The organism is Mycobacterium canetti CIPT 140010059 (assembly GCF_000253375.1).
Classification (GTDB): domain Bacteria; phylum Actinomycetota; class Actinomycetes; order Mycobacteriales; family Mycobacteriaceae; genus Mycobacterium; species Mycobacterium tuberculosis.
Genome location: NC_015848.1, coordinates 3,255,322 through 3,271,868, shown reverse-complemented (window position 1 = coordinate 3,271,868; position 16,547 = coordinate 3,255,322). Strand labels below are relative to the sequence as shown.

The window sequence follows — 16,547 nt, the reverse complement described above, 5'->3', positions numbered from 1 at the left end:
GAATATGACCAAGACCTGGCCACCGCGGACGGTGATCCGTAAATCTGGGGGTTTGCGGGGAATGCGCACCCTGGAGTCCGCGCTGCATCGTGGTGGTCTGGGGCCGGTGGCCGGGGTCGACGAAGTGGGTCGCGGCGCCTGCGCTGGCCCGTTGGTGGTCGCGGCCTGCGTGCTTGGCCCCGGGCGGATAGCAAGTCTTGCCGCCCTTGATGATTCGAAGAAGCTCAGCGAGCAAGCGCGGGAGAAGCTGTTCCCGCTGATCTGCCGGTATGCGGTGGCCTATCACGTGGTGTTCATCCCGTCGGCCGAGGTCGACCGCCGCGGCGTGCACGTGGCCAATATCGAAGGTATGCGGCGCGCGGTGGCCGGTCTGGCGGTGCGGCCCGGTTATGTGCTCAGCGACGGCTTTCGCGTGCCAGGACTGCCGATGCCGTCGTTGCCGGTGATCGGTGGCGACGCGGCAGCCGCCTGCATCGCCGCGGCTAGCGTGCTCGCCAAGGTCAGCCGGGACCGCGTGATGGTTGCGTTGGACGCCGATCACCCCGGGTACGGTTTCGCGGAGCACAAGGGTTACAGCACCCCGGCGCACAGCCGGGCGCTGGCCCGATTGGGACCCTGCCCGCAGCACCGTTACTCGTTCATCAATGTTCGCCGGGTGGCGAGTGGGTCGAACACCGCAGAGGTCGCCGACGGCCAACCCGACCCTCGGGACGGGACGGCACAGACGGGTGAGGGAAGATGGAGCAAGAGTTCCCACCCAGCGACAATGCGGGCCACGGGTCGCGCTCAGGGCACTTAGGGGCACTGAGCGGGGAAGCCGGGGAACCGGCAGGGAGAAGGACGTCTGAGCAGATGAGTGCAGAGGATCTCGAAAAGTATGAAACCGAGATGGAGCTCTCGCTGTATCGCGAATACAAGGACATCGTCGGCCAGTTCAGCTACGTCGTAGAAACCGAGCGACGTTTCTATTTGGCAAACAGTGTGGAGATGGTGCCGCGGAATACCGACGGTGAGGTGTACTTCGAGCTGCGGCTGGCTGACGCCTGGGTGTGGGACATGTACCGGCCGGCACGGTTCGTCAAACAGGTGCGGGTGGTCACGTTCAAGGACGTCAACATCGAGGAAGTCGAAAAACCCGAGCTGCGCCTGCCGGAATAGCTGCCCCAAGCGCCGTAACACGTCAATCGGCTGTGTGCGGCAGTCGGTCGGTCGTGGATGTACGTTGAGGCGGTGAGGTGGCAGCGGTCGGCGGCGTCTCGCGACGTCCTCGCCGACTATGACGAGCAGGCGGTAACGGTGGCGCCGCGCAAACGCGAGGCCGCGGGCGTGCGGGCGGTGATGGTATCGCTGCAGCGGGGGATGCAGCAGATGGGCGCGCTGCGCACCGCGGCGGCGCTGGCTCGGTTGAATCAGCGTAACGGCTTCGACTGCCCAGGCTGCGCGTGGCCGGAGGAGCCCGGCGGACGCAAGCTGGCCGAGTTCTGCGAGAACGGCGCCAAGGCAGTCGCCGAAGAGGCCACCAAGCGTACCGTCACTGCGGAGTTCTTCGCTCGGCACTCGGTGGCGGAGCTGTCCGGGAAGCCCGAATATTGGCTGTCCCAGCAAGGCCGGCTCGCCCACCCGATGGTCTTGCGCCCCGGTGATGACCACTACCGGCCCATCAGCTGGGATGCCGCTTATCAGCTGATCGCCGAGCAGCTCAACGGGTTGGACAGTCCCGACCGGGCCGTGTTCTACACATCGGGGCGCACCAGCAACGAAGCGGCGTTCTGTTACCAGCTGCTCGTGCGCTCTTTCGGCACCAACAACCTGCCCGACTGCTCCAACATGTGCCACGAGTCCTCGGGTGCGGCGCTGACCGACTCGATCGGAATCGGAAAAGGCTCGGTGACCATCGGTGACGTCGAGCACGCCGACCTGATCGTGATCGCCGGACAAAACCCCGGTACCAATCATCCCCGCATGCTGTCGGTGCTGGGGAAAGCGAAGGCCAACGGCGCCAAGATCATCGCCGTGAACCCGCTGCCCGAGGCCGGGTTGATTCGGTTCAAAGATCCGCAGAAGGTGAACGGGGTTGTGGGACATGGTATCCCGATCGCCGACGAGTTCGTGCAGATCCGCCTCGGCGGGGACATGGCATTGTTCGCCGGGTTAGGCAGGTTGTTGTTGGAGGCCGAGGAGAGGGTCCCCGGCAGCGTTGTCGACCGGTCGTTCGTCGACAACCATTGTGCCGGATTCGACGGGTACCGCCGCCGGACTCTGCAGGTCGGCTTGGACACCGTGATGGACGCCACCGGCATCGAACTCGCGCAACTTCAGCGGGTCGCCGCGATGTTGATGGCGTCGCAGCGCACGGTCATCTGCTGGGCTATGGGCTTGACCCAACACGCCCACGCCGTGGCCACCATCGGTGAGGTCACCAACGTGCTGCTGCTGCGGGGCATGATCGGCAAACCCGGCGCGGGGGTGTGCCCGGTGCGCGGGCATTCCAACGTACAAGGGGACCGCACGATGGGGATCTGGGAGAAGATGCCCGAGCAGTTCCTGGCGGCGCTGGATCGTGAGTTCGGCATTACCAGCCCCCGAGCGCACGGCTTTGACACCGTGGCCGCAATCCGGGCCATGCGCGACGGTCGGGTCAGCGTCTTCATGGGCATGGGCGGAAACTTCGCGTCGGCCACCCCCGACACCGCCGTCACCGAGGCGGCCTTGCGCAGGTGCGCGCTGACTGTGCAAGTCTCGACCAAGCTCAACCGCAGCCACCTTGTCCACGGCGCCACCGCGCTGATCCTGCCGACGCTGGGTCGGACCGATCGCGATACCCGCAATGGTCGCAAACAATTGGTGTCGGTTGAGGATTCGATGTCGATGGTGCATCTGTCGCGTGGTAGCCTGCACCCGCCCAGCGATCAGGTGCGCAGCGAGGTGCAGATCATCTGCCAGCTGGCCCGCGCCTTGTTCGGCCCCGGACATCCGGTGCCATGGGAACGGTTCGCAGATGACTACGACACCATCCGTGACGCCATCGCCGCGGTGGTGCCCGGCTGTGACGACTACAACCACAAGGTGCGTGCGCCCGACGGATTCCAATTGCCGCACCCGCCGCGCGATGCGCGCGAATTCCGTACCAGCACAGGCAAAGCTAACTTCGCGGTCAATCCGTTGCAGTGGGTGCCGGTGCCGCCCGGCCGGCTGGTGCTACAGACCCTACGCAGCCATGACCAGTACAACACCACGATCTACGGGCTCGACGACCGATATCGCGGCGTGAAGGGCGGACGCCGGGTGGTGTTCATCAACCCGGCCGACATCGAAACGTTCGGTTTGACGGCGGGTGACCGTGTCGACCTGGTGTCGGAGTGGACCGACGGCCAAGGCGGTCTGCAAGAACGGCGGGCAAAAGACTTTCTGGTGGTGGCATATTCGACGCCGGTCGGCAATGCTGCGGCCTACTACCCGGAGACCAATCCGCTGGTTCCGCTCGACCATACCGCGGCCCAATCGAACACCCCGGTGTCGAAGGCGATCATCGTGCGATTGGAGCCAACGGCCTAGTGGGGTACGCAACGGCGCATCGGCGGGTCAGGCATCTCAGCGCCGATCAGGTGATCACCCGGCCGGAAACCTTGGCCGTCGAGGAGCCGCTGGAGATCCGCGTCAATGGGACGCCGGTTACCGTGACCATGCGCACGCCAGGATCGGATTTCGAACTGGTGCAAGGCTTTCTGCTTGCCGAAGGGGTGGTTGCGCACCGCGAAGACGTGCTGACCGTTAGCTACTGTGGCAGGCGCGTCGAGGGCAATGCCACAGGGGCCAGCACGTACAACGTTTTGGATGTGGCTCTGGCGCCCGGCGTCAAGCCGCCCGATGTCGATGTCACCCGCACCTTCTACACCACCTCGTCGTGCGGAGTCTGTGGTAAGGCGTCGCTTCAGGCGGTGAGCCAGGTCAGCCGATTCGCACCGGGCGGCGATCCCGCTACCGTCGCCGCCGACACTCTCAAGGCGATGCCGGACCAACTTCGGCGCGCGCAAAAGGTTTTCGCGAGAACCGGTGGGCTGCACGCTGCGGCACTATTCGGGGTGGACGGCGCCATGCTTGCCGTGCGTGAGGATATCGGCCGGCACAATGCGGTCGACAAGGTCATCGGCTGGGCTTTCGAGCGTGACCGAATACCGCTTGGCGCCTCGGTGTTGTTGGTCAGCGGGCGGGCGTCGTTCGAGTTGACCCAAAAGGCGCTGATGGCTGGGATTCCGGTGCTGGCCGCGGTATCCGCGCCGTCGTCGCTGGCGGTTTCGTTGGCCGACGCGTCCGGGATCACGCTGGTGGCTTTCCTGCGGGGGGACTCGATGAACGTCTACACCAGAGCGGACCGAATCACCTAACGGGACTCTTCCGGCGCCGAACATGATGTTGCTGGATCGGCGTGTGCCGCCTGCGGTGCGTTGCGAGTAGCCGGGACCCGAGAAGTTGCTATGTGACGGAGACGATGATGACAAGGACGCGGTGTCGTGATCCCGCGCAGTACTGGGGCTGTGGACAGGGCCGCGACTGGGGATAACTGGTCGTCGCGGCATCGGTGAGACGCGATTCGTGGCAGGTGATGTCGGGGCCAGCGTGCAGGTTGGCCGCATGACAACCCTGAAGACGATGACTCGGGTTCAGCTGGGAGCGATGGGCGAGGCCCTAGCGGTGGACTACCTGACCAGCATGGGGTTGCGGATCTTGAACCGCAACTGGCGTTGCCGCTACGGCGAGCTGGACGTGATCGCCTGCGACGCTGCCACCCGCACGGTGGTGTTCGTCGAGGTCAAGACCCGCACCGGCGACGGTTATGGGGGGCTCGCGCACGCGGTGACCGAGCGCAAGGTTCGCCGCCTGCGTCGCCTGGCCGGGCTGTGGCTGGCCGACCAGGAAGAGCGCTGGGCTGCGGTGCGCATCGATGTGATCGGCGTGCGAGTCGGCCCCAAGAATTCAGGCCGCACCCCAGAGCTCACCCACCTGCAGGGGATCGGCTGATGGCGCTGGGGCGTGCGTTCTCGGTCGCGGTGCGGGGGCTGGACGGCGAGATCGTGGAAATCGAAGCCGACATCACCTCAGGGTTGCCGGGTGTGCATCTGGTGGGTCTGCCCGATGCTGCATTGCAGGAGTCCCGCGACCGGGTCCGCGCGGCGGTCACCAATTGCGGAAACAGCTGGCCGATGGCCAGGCTCACGCTCGCGCTGTCGCCGGCGACGCTGCCGAAAATGGGCTCGGTCTACGACATCGCCCTGGCCGCGGCGGTGTTGTCGGCGCAGCAAAAGAAGCCGTGGGAACGTCTGGAGAACACGCTGCTGCTGGGTGAATTGTCGCTGGACGGACGGGTGCGTCCGGTGCGTGGGGTGTTGCCCGCCGTGCTGGCAGCCAAACGTGACGGTTGGCCGGCCGTCGTCGTTCCGGCCGACAACCTGCCCGAGGCCAGCCTGGTGGACGGAATCGACGTCCGGGGTGTTCGCACGCTGGGGCAGTTGCAGAGCTGGCTACGCGGGTCCACCGGCTTGGCCGGGCGGATCACCACGGCCGACACCACCCCCGAGTCTGCGGCGGACCTCGCCGATGTGGTGGGCCAGTCCCAAGCACGGTTCGCCGTCGAGGTGGCCGCCGCCGGGGCGCATCACCTCATGCTGACTGGTCCACCGGGTGTCGGCAAAACAATGCTGGCGCAACGTCTTCCGGGGCTGTTGCCGTCGCTGTCGGGCAGCGAGTCGTTGGAGGTGACCGCGATCCACTCGGTGGCTGGCCTGCTGTCGGGGGACACACCGTTGATTACCCGGCCGCCGTTCGTGGCGCCGCACCACAGTTCCAGCGTTGCGGCGCTTGTCGGCGGGGGATCGGGGATGGCTCGCCCAGGGGCGGTCAGCAGGGCGCATCGCGGGGTGTTGTTCCTGGACGAGTGCGCCGAGATCAGCCTTAGCGCGCTGGAAGCATTGCGAACACCGTTGGAGGACGGTGAAATCCGCCTAGCGCGCCGTGACGGGGTGGCGTGCTACCCGGCACGGTTTCAGCTCGTGCTAGCCGCCAACCCGTGCCCGTGCGCGCCCGCCGATCCACAGGATTGCATCTGTGCGGCGGCTACCAAACGACGGTATCTGGGCAAACTGTCTGGGCCGTTGCTGGATCGGGTGGACCTACGGGTGCAGATGCATCGGCTTCGGGCCGGGGCGTTCTCGGCCGCGGACGGCGAGTCGACGTCGCAGGTTCGCCAGCGGGTGGCGCTGGCCCGGGAGGCGGCCGCGCAACGATGGCGGCCACATGGGTTCCGGACCAACGCCGAAGTCAGCGGGCCGCTGTTGCGCCGCAAGTTTCGGCCCAGCAGCGCCGCGATGCTCCCGTTGCGCACCGCGCTGGACCGCGGGCTACTCAGCATCCGCGGTGTGGATCGCACCTTGCGGGTGGCCTGGAGTTTGGCCGACTTGGCCGGTCGCACATCGCCAGGCATCGACGAGGTCGCCGCCGCCCTGAGCTTCCGGCAAACCGGAGCACGACGATGATCGATCCGACGGCGCGGGCGTGGGCCTATCTGTCCCGGGTGGCCGAACCGCCGTGCGCCCAGCTGGCCGCGCTGGTGCGATGTGTGGGCCCCGTGGAGGCCGCCGACCGGGTGCGCCGCGGGCAGGTCGGTAACGAGCTGGCGCAGCACACCGGTGCCCGACGCGAAATAGACCGGGCCGCAGACGATCTCGAGCTACTCATGCGCCGCGGTGGGCGTCTGATCACTCCCGACGACGACGAGTGGCCGGTGCTGGCGTTCGCCGCTTTCAGTGGCGCCGGAGCCCGGGCAAGGCCGTGCGGCCACTCGCCGCTGGTGTTGTGGGCCCTGGGCCCCGCGCGCCTGGACGAAGTGGCACCACGTGCGGCCGCCGTCGTTGGAACCCGGGCTGCGACGGCCTACGGCGAGCATGTCGCGGCCGATCTGGCCGCCGGGTTGGCAGAGCGCGACGTCGCGGTCGTCTCCGGTGGCGCCTACGGGATCGACGGTGCGGCTCACCGCGCGGCGCTGGATTCCGAGGGCATCACCGTGGCCGTACTGGCCGGCGGATTTGACATCCCGTATCCGGCGGGCCATTCGGCGTTGCTACATCGCATTGCCCAACATGGGGTGCTGTTCACCGAATACCCGCCCGGTGTCCGTCCGGCCCGGCACCGGTTCCTAACCCGCAACCGGTTGGTGGCCGCGGTCGCGAGGGCGGCGGTAGTGGTGGAAGCGGGCCTGCGCAGCGGCGCCGCCAACACCGCTGCCTGGGCGCGGGCATTGGGCCGGGTGGTGGCAGCGGTGCCCGGCCCGGTGACATCCTCGGCATCGGCGGGCTGTCATACGCTGCTTCGCCACGGCGCGGAGTTGGTCACCCGGGCCGACGATATCGTCGAGTTCGTCGGTCACATCGGTGAGTTGGCCGGTGATGAACCGCGGCCCGGCGCAGCGCTCGACGTGCTAAGCGAAGCCGAACGCCAAGTGTACGAGGCCCTGCCGGGCCGCGGCGCCGCTACCATTGATGAGATCGCTGTCGGCTCCGGGCTGCTGCCCGCGCAGGTGCTAGGTCCGCTGGCAATCCTCGAGGTCGCCGGGTTGGCCGAGTGTCGCGACGGGCGGTGGCGAATATTGCGCGCCGGTGGTGGTCAGGCCGCGGCCAAGGGTGCAGCGGCCCGGCTCGTATAGTCGACGCGGGTCGGGTCTGGACAGGAGGACATGTGGCGGGTCGACCATTGCACGCCTTTGAGGTTGTCGCTACCCGACACCTCGCGCCGCACATGGTCCGGGTAGTGCTCGGCGGCAGCGGCTTCGACACATTCGTCCCCAGCGACTTCACCGACTCTTATATCAAGCTGGTGTTCGTCGACGACGATGTCGATGTCGGGCGGTTGCCCCGGCCGCTGACCCTGGACAGCTTCGCCGACCTGCCCACCGCGAAGCGGCCGCCGGTGCGCACCATGACCGTTCGTCATGTCGACGCCGCGGCCCGCGAGATCGCCGTGGACATCGTGCTGCACGGTGAGCACGGGGTAGCCGGTCCGTGGGCGGCTGGGGCCCAGCGTGGGCAACCGATCTACCTGATGGGCCCCGGCGGCGCGTACGCCCCCGACCCAGCCGCCGACTGGCATTTGCTGGCGGGTGACGAATCGGCGATCCCCGCCATCGCCGCCGCGCTGGAAGCGTTGCCCCCCGACGCAATCGGTAGGGCATTCATCGAAGTTGCCGGCCCGGACGACGAGATCGGCCTGACCGCGCCGGATGCCGTCGAGGTGAACTGGGTCTATCGCGGCGGGCGCGCCGATCTGGTTCCCGAGGACCGCGCCGGTGATCACGCGCCGCTGATCGAGGCGGTCACCACCACCGCGTGGCTGCCGGGACAGGTCCACGTCTTTATTCACGGTGAGGCGCAAGCCGTCATGCATAACTTGCGGCCATACGTTCGCAACGAGCGCGGTGTGGATGCCAAATGGGCGTCGTCGATCTCCGGTTACTGGCGGCGCGGACGCACCGAGGAGATGTTCCGCAAATGGAAGAAAGAACTGGCTGAGGCGGAGGCCGGGACTCACTAGGTCGGCTATCCCAGGCCGAAAGATCTCACCCCGGACACGGTGCGGCGCGTCGACTCGGGCTCGAGACGTCATGCCTGCGACTGTGGGGGAGTGCAGGCGATCCTTGACGAGTTCGACGAATACCTTGCCCTGCAATGCGGTCGGTCGGTGCACACCCGTCGTGCCTACCTGGGCGATCTAAGATCGCTCTTCGCGTTTCTCGCCGATCGCGGATCGAGTCTGGACGCACTAACCCTTTCGGTCCTGCGGTCTTGGCTGGCCGCGACGGCGGGAGCGGGCGCCGCCCGCACGACGCTGGCGCGGCGCACTTCGGCGGTTAAGGCATTCACCGCCTGGGCGGTGCGGCGCGGGCTACTGGCCGGTGATCCTGCGGCCCGGCTACAGGTGCCGAAGGCCCGTCGCACCTTGCCGGCGGTGCTGCGTCAGGATCAGGCGCTGCGCGCCATGGCGGCTGCCGAATCTGGTGCAGAGCAAGGTGATCCGCTGGCGCTGCGGGACCGGTTGATCGTCGAGCTGTTGTACGCCACCGGTATCCGGGTCAGCGAGCTGTGCGGCCTGGACGTCGACGACATCGACACCGGCCATCGGTTGGTTCGGGTGCTCGGCAAGGGCAACAAGCAGCGCACCGTCCCGTTCGGGCAGCCAGCCGCCGATGCGCTGCACGCCTGGCTGGTCGACGGCCGTCGCGCGCTGGTCACCGCGGAGTCCGGGCACGCGCTGCTGCTGGGTGCCCGGGGCCGGCGCCTTGACGTGCGGCAAGCACGCACTGCGGTGCACCAGACCGTGGCCGCGGTGGACGGCGCACCCGATATGGGGCCGCACGGGCTGCGGCACAGCGCGGCGACCCACCTGCTGGAAGGTGGCGCCGACCTGCGGGTGGTCCAGGAGCTGCTCGGTCATTCCAGCCTGGCGACCACGCAGCTGTACACCCACGTCGCGGTCGCCCGGTTGCGGGCGGTGCACGAGCGGGCCCATCCGCGGGCCTAGCCGTAGCGCAGGAGCGCGATGACCTCGGCGATGTCGCGCATTGCCGACGCGCGGCCAGCCCACTCGTCGAACACCGTCCAATAGCTGACACCGAACCGCCGCTGCCGCGCGGCGAGAGCCTCGGCCATCTGCTCGTGGGTACCGAGCAGCAGAAACGGCGACTCGAGGACCTGCTCGGGCGTGATCCCGCCCAAGGTGGCGGCCAGTTCGGCGGCCGCCGCGTTTCGGTCGTTGGTGCAGACCACCGCCTGGATCAGCGCGTTGAGCTCAATGGCTTCGAAGCGATCGCCGGCCGCGTGACGTACCACGGCGATCCGGTCGGCCAGGCCGTCGGCGTCGAAGTGGGTGAACCGGACCTGGGTGGCGTCGCGGTTGTGGCTGATCCCGGCCAGGCCGACAATGTCGGCGATGCGTCCGCCCAGCCGCAGCACCTCGGTCCCGTTGCCGCCCACTAGCAGGGGGACCCGGACCTTCGGCGGTGCCACCAGTGAGCCCGCTTCGGCGTGCACCCGGTAATGCTGCCCGTCGAAGTCGACGGGCTCCGCGTCCAGCAGCGCACGGATCAGGTGCGCCGATTCGATGAGCCGCGCCACCCGTGTTGCCCCGGAATCGAAGGTAATGCCGGCGGCGTCGTATTCGGACCTCCGGTGTCCGGCGCCCAGTCCCAGTTCGAAGCGGCCTTCGGCGAGGGTTGCCACACCGGCCGCCTCTCGAGCGGTGTCCACGGGATGGCGAAAGTCGTTGTTGAGCACCAATGTGCCGGTGTGCAGTCGTTGCGTGGCCATCGCCGCGGCGGTCGCGCCTGCGAACGGCGAAACCGAAGGCACCAGGTGGTCCGGGAAGGCCAGCACGTCGAACCCGGCGGCCTCGACAGCCTGCGCGAAGGCGCGCATCTGGGTGCCCGCGCGGGGCAACGGTGCCGCCAACCCGAAACGTAGCCGACGTGTATGGTGAGCGGTGCTGGCAACGGTCATGGAGTCGACGGTAGCCGCGAAGCCGGCATCGATTGTGCGGTGGCGGTTCGGGCCGGCAGGACCCCGAATATCGAGCTGTGGGTAACGCGCCGACTTCCTTCAGGTGAACGGTAGCTGGCCGGGAATCAAACATTCGGCTCCGGTCACAGCAAATGCGTCTCGTTTGTAAGCACTTACCCAGAAACGCTGGTGCGGCCGATGTCAAGCCGCCAAAATCCAGCTATCAGCGATGAGGGCACAGGATGGACTGGCTTGTTCGACGACCGGGGCCGCTGTCAGCGATCAGCGACCTGAGGCTGGCGATTCAAGACCAGTTCGTGACCGCATCACGTGCCACCGCCTATTCGGGTGGGGCGCGTAACCACGCCGTGATCCCGGCCGGCTAGGGAGGGATGGGCGTTGGACTTTGGGGTGTTGCCGCCCGAGATCAACTCCGGTCGAATGTACGCAGGTCCGGGATCGGGGCCCATGATGGCCGCCGCGGCGGCCTGGGATAGTTTGGCGGCTGAATTGGGCTTGGCCGCCGGCGGCTACCGGTTGGCCATCTCGGAGCTGACCGGTGCGTACTGGGTGGGGCCCGCAGCGGCGTCGATGGTGGCCGCGGTCACGCCTTATGTGGCGTGGCTCAGCGCCACCGCCGGTCAGGCTGAACAGGCGGGCATGCAGGCCAGAGCGGCCGCGGCAGCCTATGAGCTGGCGTTTGCGATGACGGTGCCCCCGCCGGTGGTCGTTGCCAACCGCGCGCTGTTGGTGGCGCTGGTCGCGACCAACTTTTTCGGGCAGAACACCCCGGCGATCGCGGCCACCGAGGCCCAATACGCCGAGATGTGGGCCCAAGACGCTGCCGCCATGTACACCTATGCGGGCTCCGCGGCAATCGCCACGGAGTTGACCCCGTTCACCCCGGCGCCAGTGACTACCAGCCCTGCCGCGCTGGCCGGCCAGGCGGCGGCGACGGTATCGTCGACGGTCCCACCGGTGGCCACCACTGCCGCGGTGCCCCAACTGTTGCAGCAACTCTCGTCGACGTCACTGATCCCGTGGTACTCGGCATTGCAGCAATGGCTCGCGGAGAATCTTCTCGGTCTTACGCCTGACAACAGGATGACGATCGTTCGGTTGCTGGGCATCAGCTACTTCGACGAAGGGCTACTGCAATTCGAGGCTTCGCTCGCCCAGCAAGCGATCCCGGGCACCCCGGGCGGCGCCGGTGACTCGGGATCCTCGGTGCTTGACAGCTGGGGTCCAACCATCTTCGCCGGCCCGCGGGCGAGCCCAAGTGTGGCAGGCGGCGGTGCTGTTGGCGGGGTTCAGACGCCCCAGCCGTACTGGTACTGGGCACTAGACCGAGAAAGCATTGGCGGATCGGTATCGGCGGCTTTGGGGAAGGGGAGCTCGGCTGGTTCATTGTCGGTGCCACCCGATTGGGCCGCCCGCGCTCGATGGGCAAACCCAGCGGCCTGGCGGTTGCCGGGCGACGATGTCACCGCCCTGCGCGGCACCGCGGAAAACGCCCTGCTTCGGGGATTTCCGATGGCCAGCGCCGGCCAGAGCACCGGCGGCGGCTTCGTTCACAAATACGGGTTCCGCTTGGCGGTAATGCAGCGTCCGCCCTTCGCTGGATAGCGGCTTGAGCCGTATCGGTGTGGACTTCAGCAGGCCCAGCGGATCGACATAGTTGGCGCCCGAAGCCGGGCCCCACATCGCCCCCCAGTGCAGACAGGCGGCGGCCTGGCACCCGGGGTGCCCGGCCGCCAGCGCGCCGATCACGGTGGGCGCCGACACCGGCTGACCGACCCGGACCTGGGCGACTACCGGCTCGTAGCTGGTGCGTAGCCCACCCGGGTGGGCCAGTGAAACCACCGGCCGTCCCGCGAGCAGCCCGGCGAATACGACCGTCGCGCTGCCGGCCGCGTATACCGGCTGACCGGGGCGCCCGGCCAGGTCGACACCGCGGTGCCCCGGATTCCAATTGGGCGATGCGGCGTCGAACTGCCGGACTACCGCCGGCGGCGGCCGCAGCGGCCAGCCCAGCCGGGAGTCGTCGGCATGGGCCGGCGCCGCACCGAGCAGCGACCAGCAAAGGATCAGTACGCTGCGGCTCAGAACCCTCCGCACCTTTGCAGTGCAGCGCCGCGCGGGCGATTTGGCCAATCGCCGCCGCCCGTTTTGTGGACAATGTCGTCGCTGTGGATTCCGCTGCCGGGAAAATCACCAGCTGGGTCGGTGTAAACTACTCGGCGCAGCTCGCATCGGCGGGCTGACTTCGCGTGTCTGCACCGCGGCCCGCCTTTCCGGGATCCGCAACAGCATGCCGGGGCGGTCCCGCGGCGGTTCCCTTCGGGGATTTCCTCCCGGGTCCGGCATCGCGGCAGACGCCAGGGCCCGGCTTCAGCCGATGCCGGGCGAACAACCGACACATGAGTAAGGCATAGGTATGGCCGTAGTCACCATGAAGCAGCTGCTTGACAGCGGCACCCACTTCGGGCATCAGACCCGTCGCTGGAATCCCAAGATGAAGCGTTTCATCTTCACCGACCGCAACGGCATCTACATCATCGACCTGCAGCAGACGTTGACCTTCATCGATAAGGCGTACGAGTTCGTGAAAGAGACCGTCGCTCACGGTGGGTCGGTGCTCTTCGTCGGCACAAAGAAGCAGGCGCAGGAGTCGGTGGCCGCCGAAGCCACCCGGGTCGGCATGCCGTATGTGAACCAGCGCTGGCTGGGAGGCATGCTCACCAACTTCTCCACCGTGCATAAGCGGCTGCAACGCCTCAAGGAGCTTGAGGCGATGGAGCAGACCGGTGGCTTCGAGGGCCGCACCAAGAAGGAAATCTTGGGATTGACCCGCGAGAAGAACAAGCTCGAGCGCAGCCTCGGCGGCATCCGCGACATGGCCAAGGTGCCGTCGGCGATCTGGGTCGTCGACACGAACAAAGAGCACATTGCCGTCGGTGAGGCCCGCAAACTGGGCATCCCGGTCATCGCGATCCTTGACACGAACTGCGACCCCGACGAGGTCGACTACCCAATCCCAGGCAACGACGACGCGATCCGCTCGGCCGCGCTGCTGACTAGGGTGATCGCTTCCGCGGTCGCCGAGGGCCTGCAGGCCCGTGCCGGACTGGGGCGCGCCGACGGCAAGCCGGAGGCCGAAGCCGCCGAGCCGCTGGCCGAATGGGAGCAAGAGCTGCTGGCCTCGGCGACAGCTTCGGCAACGCCATCAGCAACCGCGTCAACAACTGCCCTCACCGACGCCCCCGCAGGCGCAACCGAACCAACCACAGATGCATCCTAGGAAAGGCTGATATGGCGAACTTCACTGCCGCTGACGTCAAGCGGCTGAGGGAGCTGACCGGCGCCGGCATGCTCGCCTGTAAGAACGCGCTGGCCGAAACCGACGGGGACTTCGACAAGGCCGTCGAGGCGCTGCGGATCAAGGGCGCTAAGGATGTCGGCAAGCGTGCCGAGCGGGCTACGGCCGAGGGCTTGGTGGCGGCCAAGGACGGCGCGCTGATCGAGCTCAACTGCGAGACTGACTTTGTTGCCAAGAACGCGGAGTTCCAAACGCTGGCCGACCAAGTGGTCGCGGCGGCGGCAGCAGCTAAGCCCGCCGACGTCGACGCGCTCAAGGGTGCCAGCATCGGCGACAAGACCGTCGAGCAGGCGATCGCCGAGCTGTCGGCCAAGATCGGCGAGAAGCTCGAGCTGCGTCGTGTGGCGATTTTCGACGGGACCGTGGAAGCCTACCTGCATCGACGTTCCGCTGACCTGCCGCCAGCGGTGGGTGTACTGGTCGAGTACCGCGGCGACGACGCGGCCGCCGCGCACGCCGTTGCGTTGCAAATCGCCGCGCTGCGGGCGCGGTACCTGTCCCGCGACGACGTGCCTGAAGACATCGTGGCCAGCGAACGCCGCATCGCCGAGGAGACGGCAAGGGCCGAGGGCAAGCCGGAGCAGGCGCTGCCCAAGATTGTCGAGGGCCGGCTGAACGGCTTCTTCAAGGATGCGGTGCTGCTTGAGCAGGCGTCGGTGTCCGACAATAAGAAGACCGTCAAGGCCCTGCTCGACGTGGCCGGCGTGACGGTGACACGGTTCGTCCGCTTCGAGGTGGGCCAGGCTTAGCCGGGTATGTCGCGCGTACACGCTTTCGTTGACGATGCCCTTGGTGACCTCGACGCGGTCGCCCTCGCCGACGCCATCCGATCAGGTCGAGTGGGTCGGGCAGACGTCGTCGAGGCCGCCATCGCCCGCGCCGAAGCCGTTAACCCGGCACTGAACGCGTTGGCGTATGCGGCTTTCGACGTGGCGCGAGACGCGGCCGCGATGGGTACGGGCCAGGAAGCGTTCTTCAGTGGAGTGCCGACCTTCATCAAGGACAACGTCGACGTTGCCGGACAGCCGTCGATGCATGGCACCGACGCGTGGGAACCATACGCGGCCGTCGCCGACAGCGAGATAACCCGGGTGGTGCTGGGCACCGGGCTGGTGTCCCTGGGCAAGACGCAGTTGTCGGAATTCGGCTTCAGCGCCGTGGCCGAACACCCTCGGCTGGGACCGGTCCGTAATCCGTGGAATACCGACTACACAGCGGGTGCCTCCTCATCGGGATCGGGCGCCTTGGTGGCAGCCGGCGTGGTGCCGATCGCGCACGCCAACGACGGCGGCGGCTCGATCCGCATTCCGGCCGCCTGCAACGGGTTGGTCGGGCTCAAGCCGTCGCGCGGCCGGTTGCCGCTGGAGCCGGAGTATCGCAGGTTGCCGGTGGGCATCGTCGCCAATGGCGTCCTGACCCGCACGGTACGCGACACCGCAGCCTTCTACCGCGAGGCCGAGCGCCTTTGGCGTAACCACCAGCTGCCGCCGGTCGGGGACGTCACAAGCCCCGTTAAGCAGCGGCTGAGGATTGCCGTAGTAACCCGCTCGGTTCTGCGCGAGGCCAGCCCCGAAGTGCGGCAGCTGACGCTGAAGTTGGCAGGGCTGCTCGAGGAACTAGGTCACCGGGTAGAACACGTCGACCACCCTCCGGCACCGGTCAGTTTCGTGGACGATTTCGTGCTCTATTGGGGGTTCTTGGCCCTGGCGCAAGTGCGCAGCGGCCGGCGCACATTCGGCAGGACGTTCGACCCTACCCGGCTGGACGAACTGACTTTGGGGCTGGCCCGCCATACCGGCCGCAACCTGCACCGGCTGCCGTTGGCGATCATGCGTCTGCGCATGCTACGGCGGCGCAGCGTGCGGTTCTTCGGTACCTACGACGTCTTGCTCACGCCAACGGTCGCGGAGGCCACTCCGCAGGTCGGATACCTTGCGCCTACCGACTATCAGACGGTGCTCGACCGGCTGAGCAGCTGGGTCGTGTTCACGCCAGTGCAGAACGTCACGGGGGTGCCGGCGATTTCGCTACCGTTGGCTCAATCCGCGGACGGCATGCCCGTGGGCATGATGCTCTCGGCTGATACTGGGCGCGAGGCGCTGCTGCTGGAGCTGGCTTACGAACTCGAAGAGGCCCGGCCCTGGGCCCGGATCCACGCCCCAAATATCGCCGAGTAGCCCGCGTCCGGATCTAGTCGGACCCGAGCTTCTCCAGCATTCGTTTGAACTCGCGTTGCTGAGGCGCGGTCAGCCTGGCCAGGACGCGGGCATCGGCGGCGCGTACGACGGCCTCGGCGCGCTTCGCCAGGGCGCGGCCTCGAGCGGTCAATGTAGCCGGTAGCGAACGCCCGGAAGACACCGATGCGGGCCGGGCCACCGCACCGGCATCTTCCAGCTTGCGCAACACCGTGTTCATCGCCTGCGGTGTGACGCTTGCGTGCCGGGCCAATTCGGCGCTGGATAGTCCCGGTGACTGCGAAAGCATTCTCAGGCAGACGAACTCAGGCAGCGTCAGGCCGAGTGGACTGAGCGCAGCGGAAACCTCTGGCCGCAGTACGGCTCCCACCCGGTAGAGCAGATAGCCCAGCGGGGCGTCATCGGCTAGACCCATGTCAAGGATACTGACAT

At 67.4% G+C, this 16,547-nt stretch carries 15 protein-coding genes and 1 pseudogene; 13 read left to right on the top strand and 3 right to left on the bottom strand.

The annotated features are described in order from the left end of the window. Positions 1–4 precede the first annotated feature (4 nt). The 9 genes from MCAN_RS15370 (at position 5) to MCAN_RS15330 (ending at position 9,567) form a co-directional block, all read left to right on the top strand. The gene (locus MCAN_RS15370) at positions 5–799 is read left to right on the top strand and encodes a ribonuclease HII (protein WP_003414713.1); all 795 of its coding nucleotides are present in this window, start codon (positions 5–7) and stop codon (positions 797–799) included. 53 nt (positions 800–852) lie between these two features. Beyond that, positions 853–1,158 (top strand): DUF2469 domain-containing protein, encoded by a 306-nt coding sequence (locus tag MCAN_RS15365; protein ID WP_003414710.1) that lies wholly within the window; start codon positions 853–855, stop codon positions 1,156–1,158. 57 nt (positions 1,159–1,215) lie between these two features. Continuing rightward, positions 1,216–3,555, top strand: coding sequence for an FdhF/YdeP family oxidoreductase (locus MCAN_RS15360; RefSeq protein WP_014001481.1), 2,340 nt, complete (start codon positions 1,216–1,218; stop codon positions 3,553–3,555). Continuing rightward, positions 3,555–4,385, top strand: coding sequence for a formate dehydrogenase accessory sulfurtransferase FdhD (gene fdhD, locus MCAN_RS15355; protein ID WP_003414705.1), 831 nt, complete (start codon positions 3,555–3,557; stop codon positions 4,383–4,385). Before MCAN_RS15360 ends, fdhD begins: the two co-directional genes overlap by 1 nt. A gap of 247 nt (positions 4,386–4,632) precedes the next feature. Beyond that, positions 4,633–5,019 carry a YraN family protein gene (locus MCAN_RS15350; RefSeq protein ID WP_003414702.1) on the top strand — a complete coding sequence of 129 codons (387 nt, stop codon included), beginning with the start codon at positions 4,633–4,635 and terminating at the stop codon, positions 5,017–5,019. After that, positions 5,019–6,530 carry a YifB family Mg chelatase-like AAA ATPase gene (locus MCAN_RS15345; RefSeq protein WP_003414700.1) on the top strand — a complete coding sequence of 504 codons (1,512 nt, stop codon included), beginning with the start codon at positions 5,019–5,021 and terminating at the stop codon, positions 6,528–6,530. Before MCAN_RS15350 ends, MCAN_RS15345 begins: the two co-directional genes overlap by 1 nt. Further along, positions 6,527–7,696: a DNA-processing protein DprA gene (dprA, locus tag MCAN_RS15340; protein ID WP_014001480.1), complete on the top strand. Its 1,170-nt coding sequence runs from the start codon at positions 6,527–6,529 to the stop codon at positions 7,694–7,696. Before MCAN_RS15345 ends, dprA begins: the two co-directional genes overlap by 4 nt. A 32-nt stretch (positions 7,697–7,728) precedes the next feature. Continuing rightward, the gene (locus MCAN_RS15335; RefSeq protein WP_003900590.1) at positions 7,729–8,580 is read left to right on the top strand and encodes a siderophore-interacting protein; all 852 of its coding nucleotides are present in this window, start codon (positions 7,729–7,731) and stop codon (positions 8,578–8,580) included. A 90-nt stretch (positions 8,581–8,670) separates the two neighbouring features. Then, the gene (locus MCAN_RS15330) at positions 8,671–9,567 is read left to right on the top strand and encodes a tyrosine recombinase XerC (protein ID WP_003414689.1); all 897 of its coding nucleotides are present in this window, start codon (positions 8,671–8,673) and stop codon (positions 9,565–9,567) included. Here MCAN_RS15330 and MCAN_RS15325 read toward each other — a convergent pair. Further along, positions 9,564–10,541 carry an LLM class F420-dependent oxidoreductase gene (locus MCAN_RS15325; RefSeq protein ID WP_003414686.1) on the bottom strand — a complete coding sequence of 326 codons (978 nt, stop codon included), beginning with the start codon at positions 10,539–10,541 and terminating at the stop codon, positions 9,564–9,566. The genes MCAN_RS15330 and MCAN_RS15325 overlap by 4 nt on opposite strands. A 399-nt stretch (positions 10,542–10,940) precedes the next feature. Between MCAN_RS15325 and MCAN_RS23080 the strand changes: the two genes are divergently transcribed. Continuing rightward, positions 10,941–12,167, top strand: coding sequence for a PPE family protein (locus MCAN_RS23080; RefSeq protein WP_014001479.1), 1,227 nt, complete (start codon positions 10,941–10,943; stop codon positions 12,165–12,167). A gap of 132 nt (positions 12,168–12,299) precedes the next feature. Here the strand turns inward: MCAN_RS23080 and MCAN_RS23075 are convergent. Then, positions 12,300–12,659, bottom strand: a pseudogene (locus tag MCAN_RS23075) (M23 family metallopeptidase); the annotation flags it as partial. 319 nt (positions 12,660–12,978) lie between these two features. Here MCAN_RS23075 and rpsB point away from each other — a divergent pair. Genes rpsB through MCAN_RS15300 form a run of 3 tightly spaced genes read left to right on the top strand, consistent with a single transcriptional unit; the run spans position 12,979 to position 16,097 of the window. Further along, on the top strand, positions 12,979–13,842 hold the full coding sequence (gene rpsB / locus MCAN_RS15310) for a 30S ribosomal protein S2 (protein ID WP_003899528.1): 864 nt from the start codon (positions 12,979–12,981) through the stop codon (positions 13,840–13,842). A gap of 11 nt (positions 13,843–13,853) precedes the next feature. Further along, the gene (gene tsf, locus MCAN_RS15305; RefSeq protein ID WP_003899527.1) at positions 13,854–14,669 is read left to right on the top strand and encodes a translation elongation factor Ts; all 816 of its coding nucleotides are present in this window, start codon (positions 13,854–13,856) and stop codon (positions 14,667–14,669) included. 6 nt (positions 14,670–14,675) lie between these two features. After that, positions 14,676–16,097: an amidase gene (locus MCAN_RS15300; protein ID WP_014001478.1), complete on the top strand. Its 1,422-nt coding sequence runs from the start codon at positions 14,676–14,678 to the stop codon at positions 16,095–16,097. 13 nt (positions 16,098–16,110) lie between these two features. On the opposite strand, the gene MCAN_RS15295 is transcribed toward MCAN_RS15300, so the two are convergent. Continuing rightward, positions 16,111–16,530, bottom strand: coding sequence for a MarR family winged helix-turn-helix transcriptional regulator (locus MCAN_RS15295; protein WP_003899525.1), 420 nt, complete (start codon positions 16,528–16,530; stop codon positions 16,111–16,113). Positions 16,531–16,547: the final 17 nt, after the last annotated feature.

Coding starts and splice junctions, on each gene's coding strand:
- MCAN_RS15370 (WP_003414713.1), top strand. CDS start 5: ATGACCAAGACCTGGCCACCGCGGACGGTGATCCGTAAATCTGGGGGT.
- MCAN_RS15365 (WP_003414710.1), top strand. CDS start 853: ATGAGTGCAGAGGATCTCGAAAAGTATGAAACCGAGATGGAGCTCTCG.
- MCAN_RS15360 (WP_014001481.1), top strand. CDS start 1,216: ATGTACGTTGAGGCGGTGAGGTGGCAGCGGTCGGCGGCGTCTCGCGAC.
- MCAN_RS15350 (WP_003414702.1), top strand. CDS start 4,633: ATGACAACCCTGAAGACGATGACTCGGGTTCAGCTGGGAGCGATGGGC.
- MCAN_RS15345 (WP_003414700.1), top strand. CDS start 5,019: ATGGCGCTGGGGCGTGCGTTCTCGGTCGCGGTGCGGGGGCTGGACGGC.
- dprA (WP_014001480.1), top strand. CDS start 6,527: ATGATCGATCCGACGGCGCGGGCGTGGGCCTATCTGTCCCGGGTGGCC.
- MCAN_RS15325 (WP_003414686.1), bottom strand. CDS start 10,541: ATGACCGTTGCCAGCACCGCTCACCATACACGTCGGCTACGTTTCGGG.
- rpsB (WP_003899528.1), top strand. CDS start 12,979: ATGGCCGTAGTCACCATGAAGCAGCTGCTTGACAGCGGCACCCACTTC.
- tsf (WP_003899527.1), top strand. CDS start 13,854: ATGGCGAACTTCACTGCCGCTGACGTCAAGCGGCTGAGGGAGCTGACC.
- MCAN_RS15300 (WP_014001478.1), top strand. CDS start 14,676: ATGTCGCGCGTACACGCTTTCGTTGACGATGCCCTTGGTGACCTCGAC.
- MCAN_RS15295 (WP_003899525.1), bottom strand. CDS start 16,530: ATGGGTCTAGCCGATGACGCCCCGCTGGGCTATCTGCTCTACCGGGTG.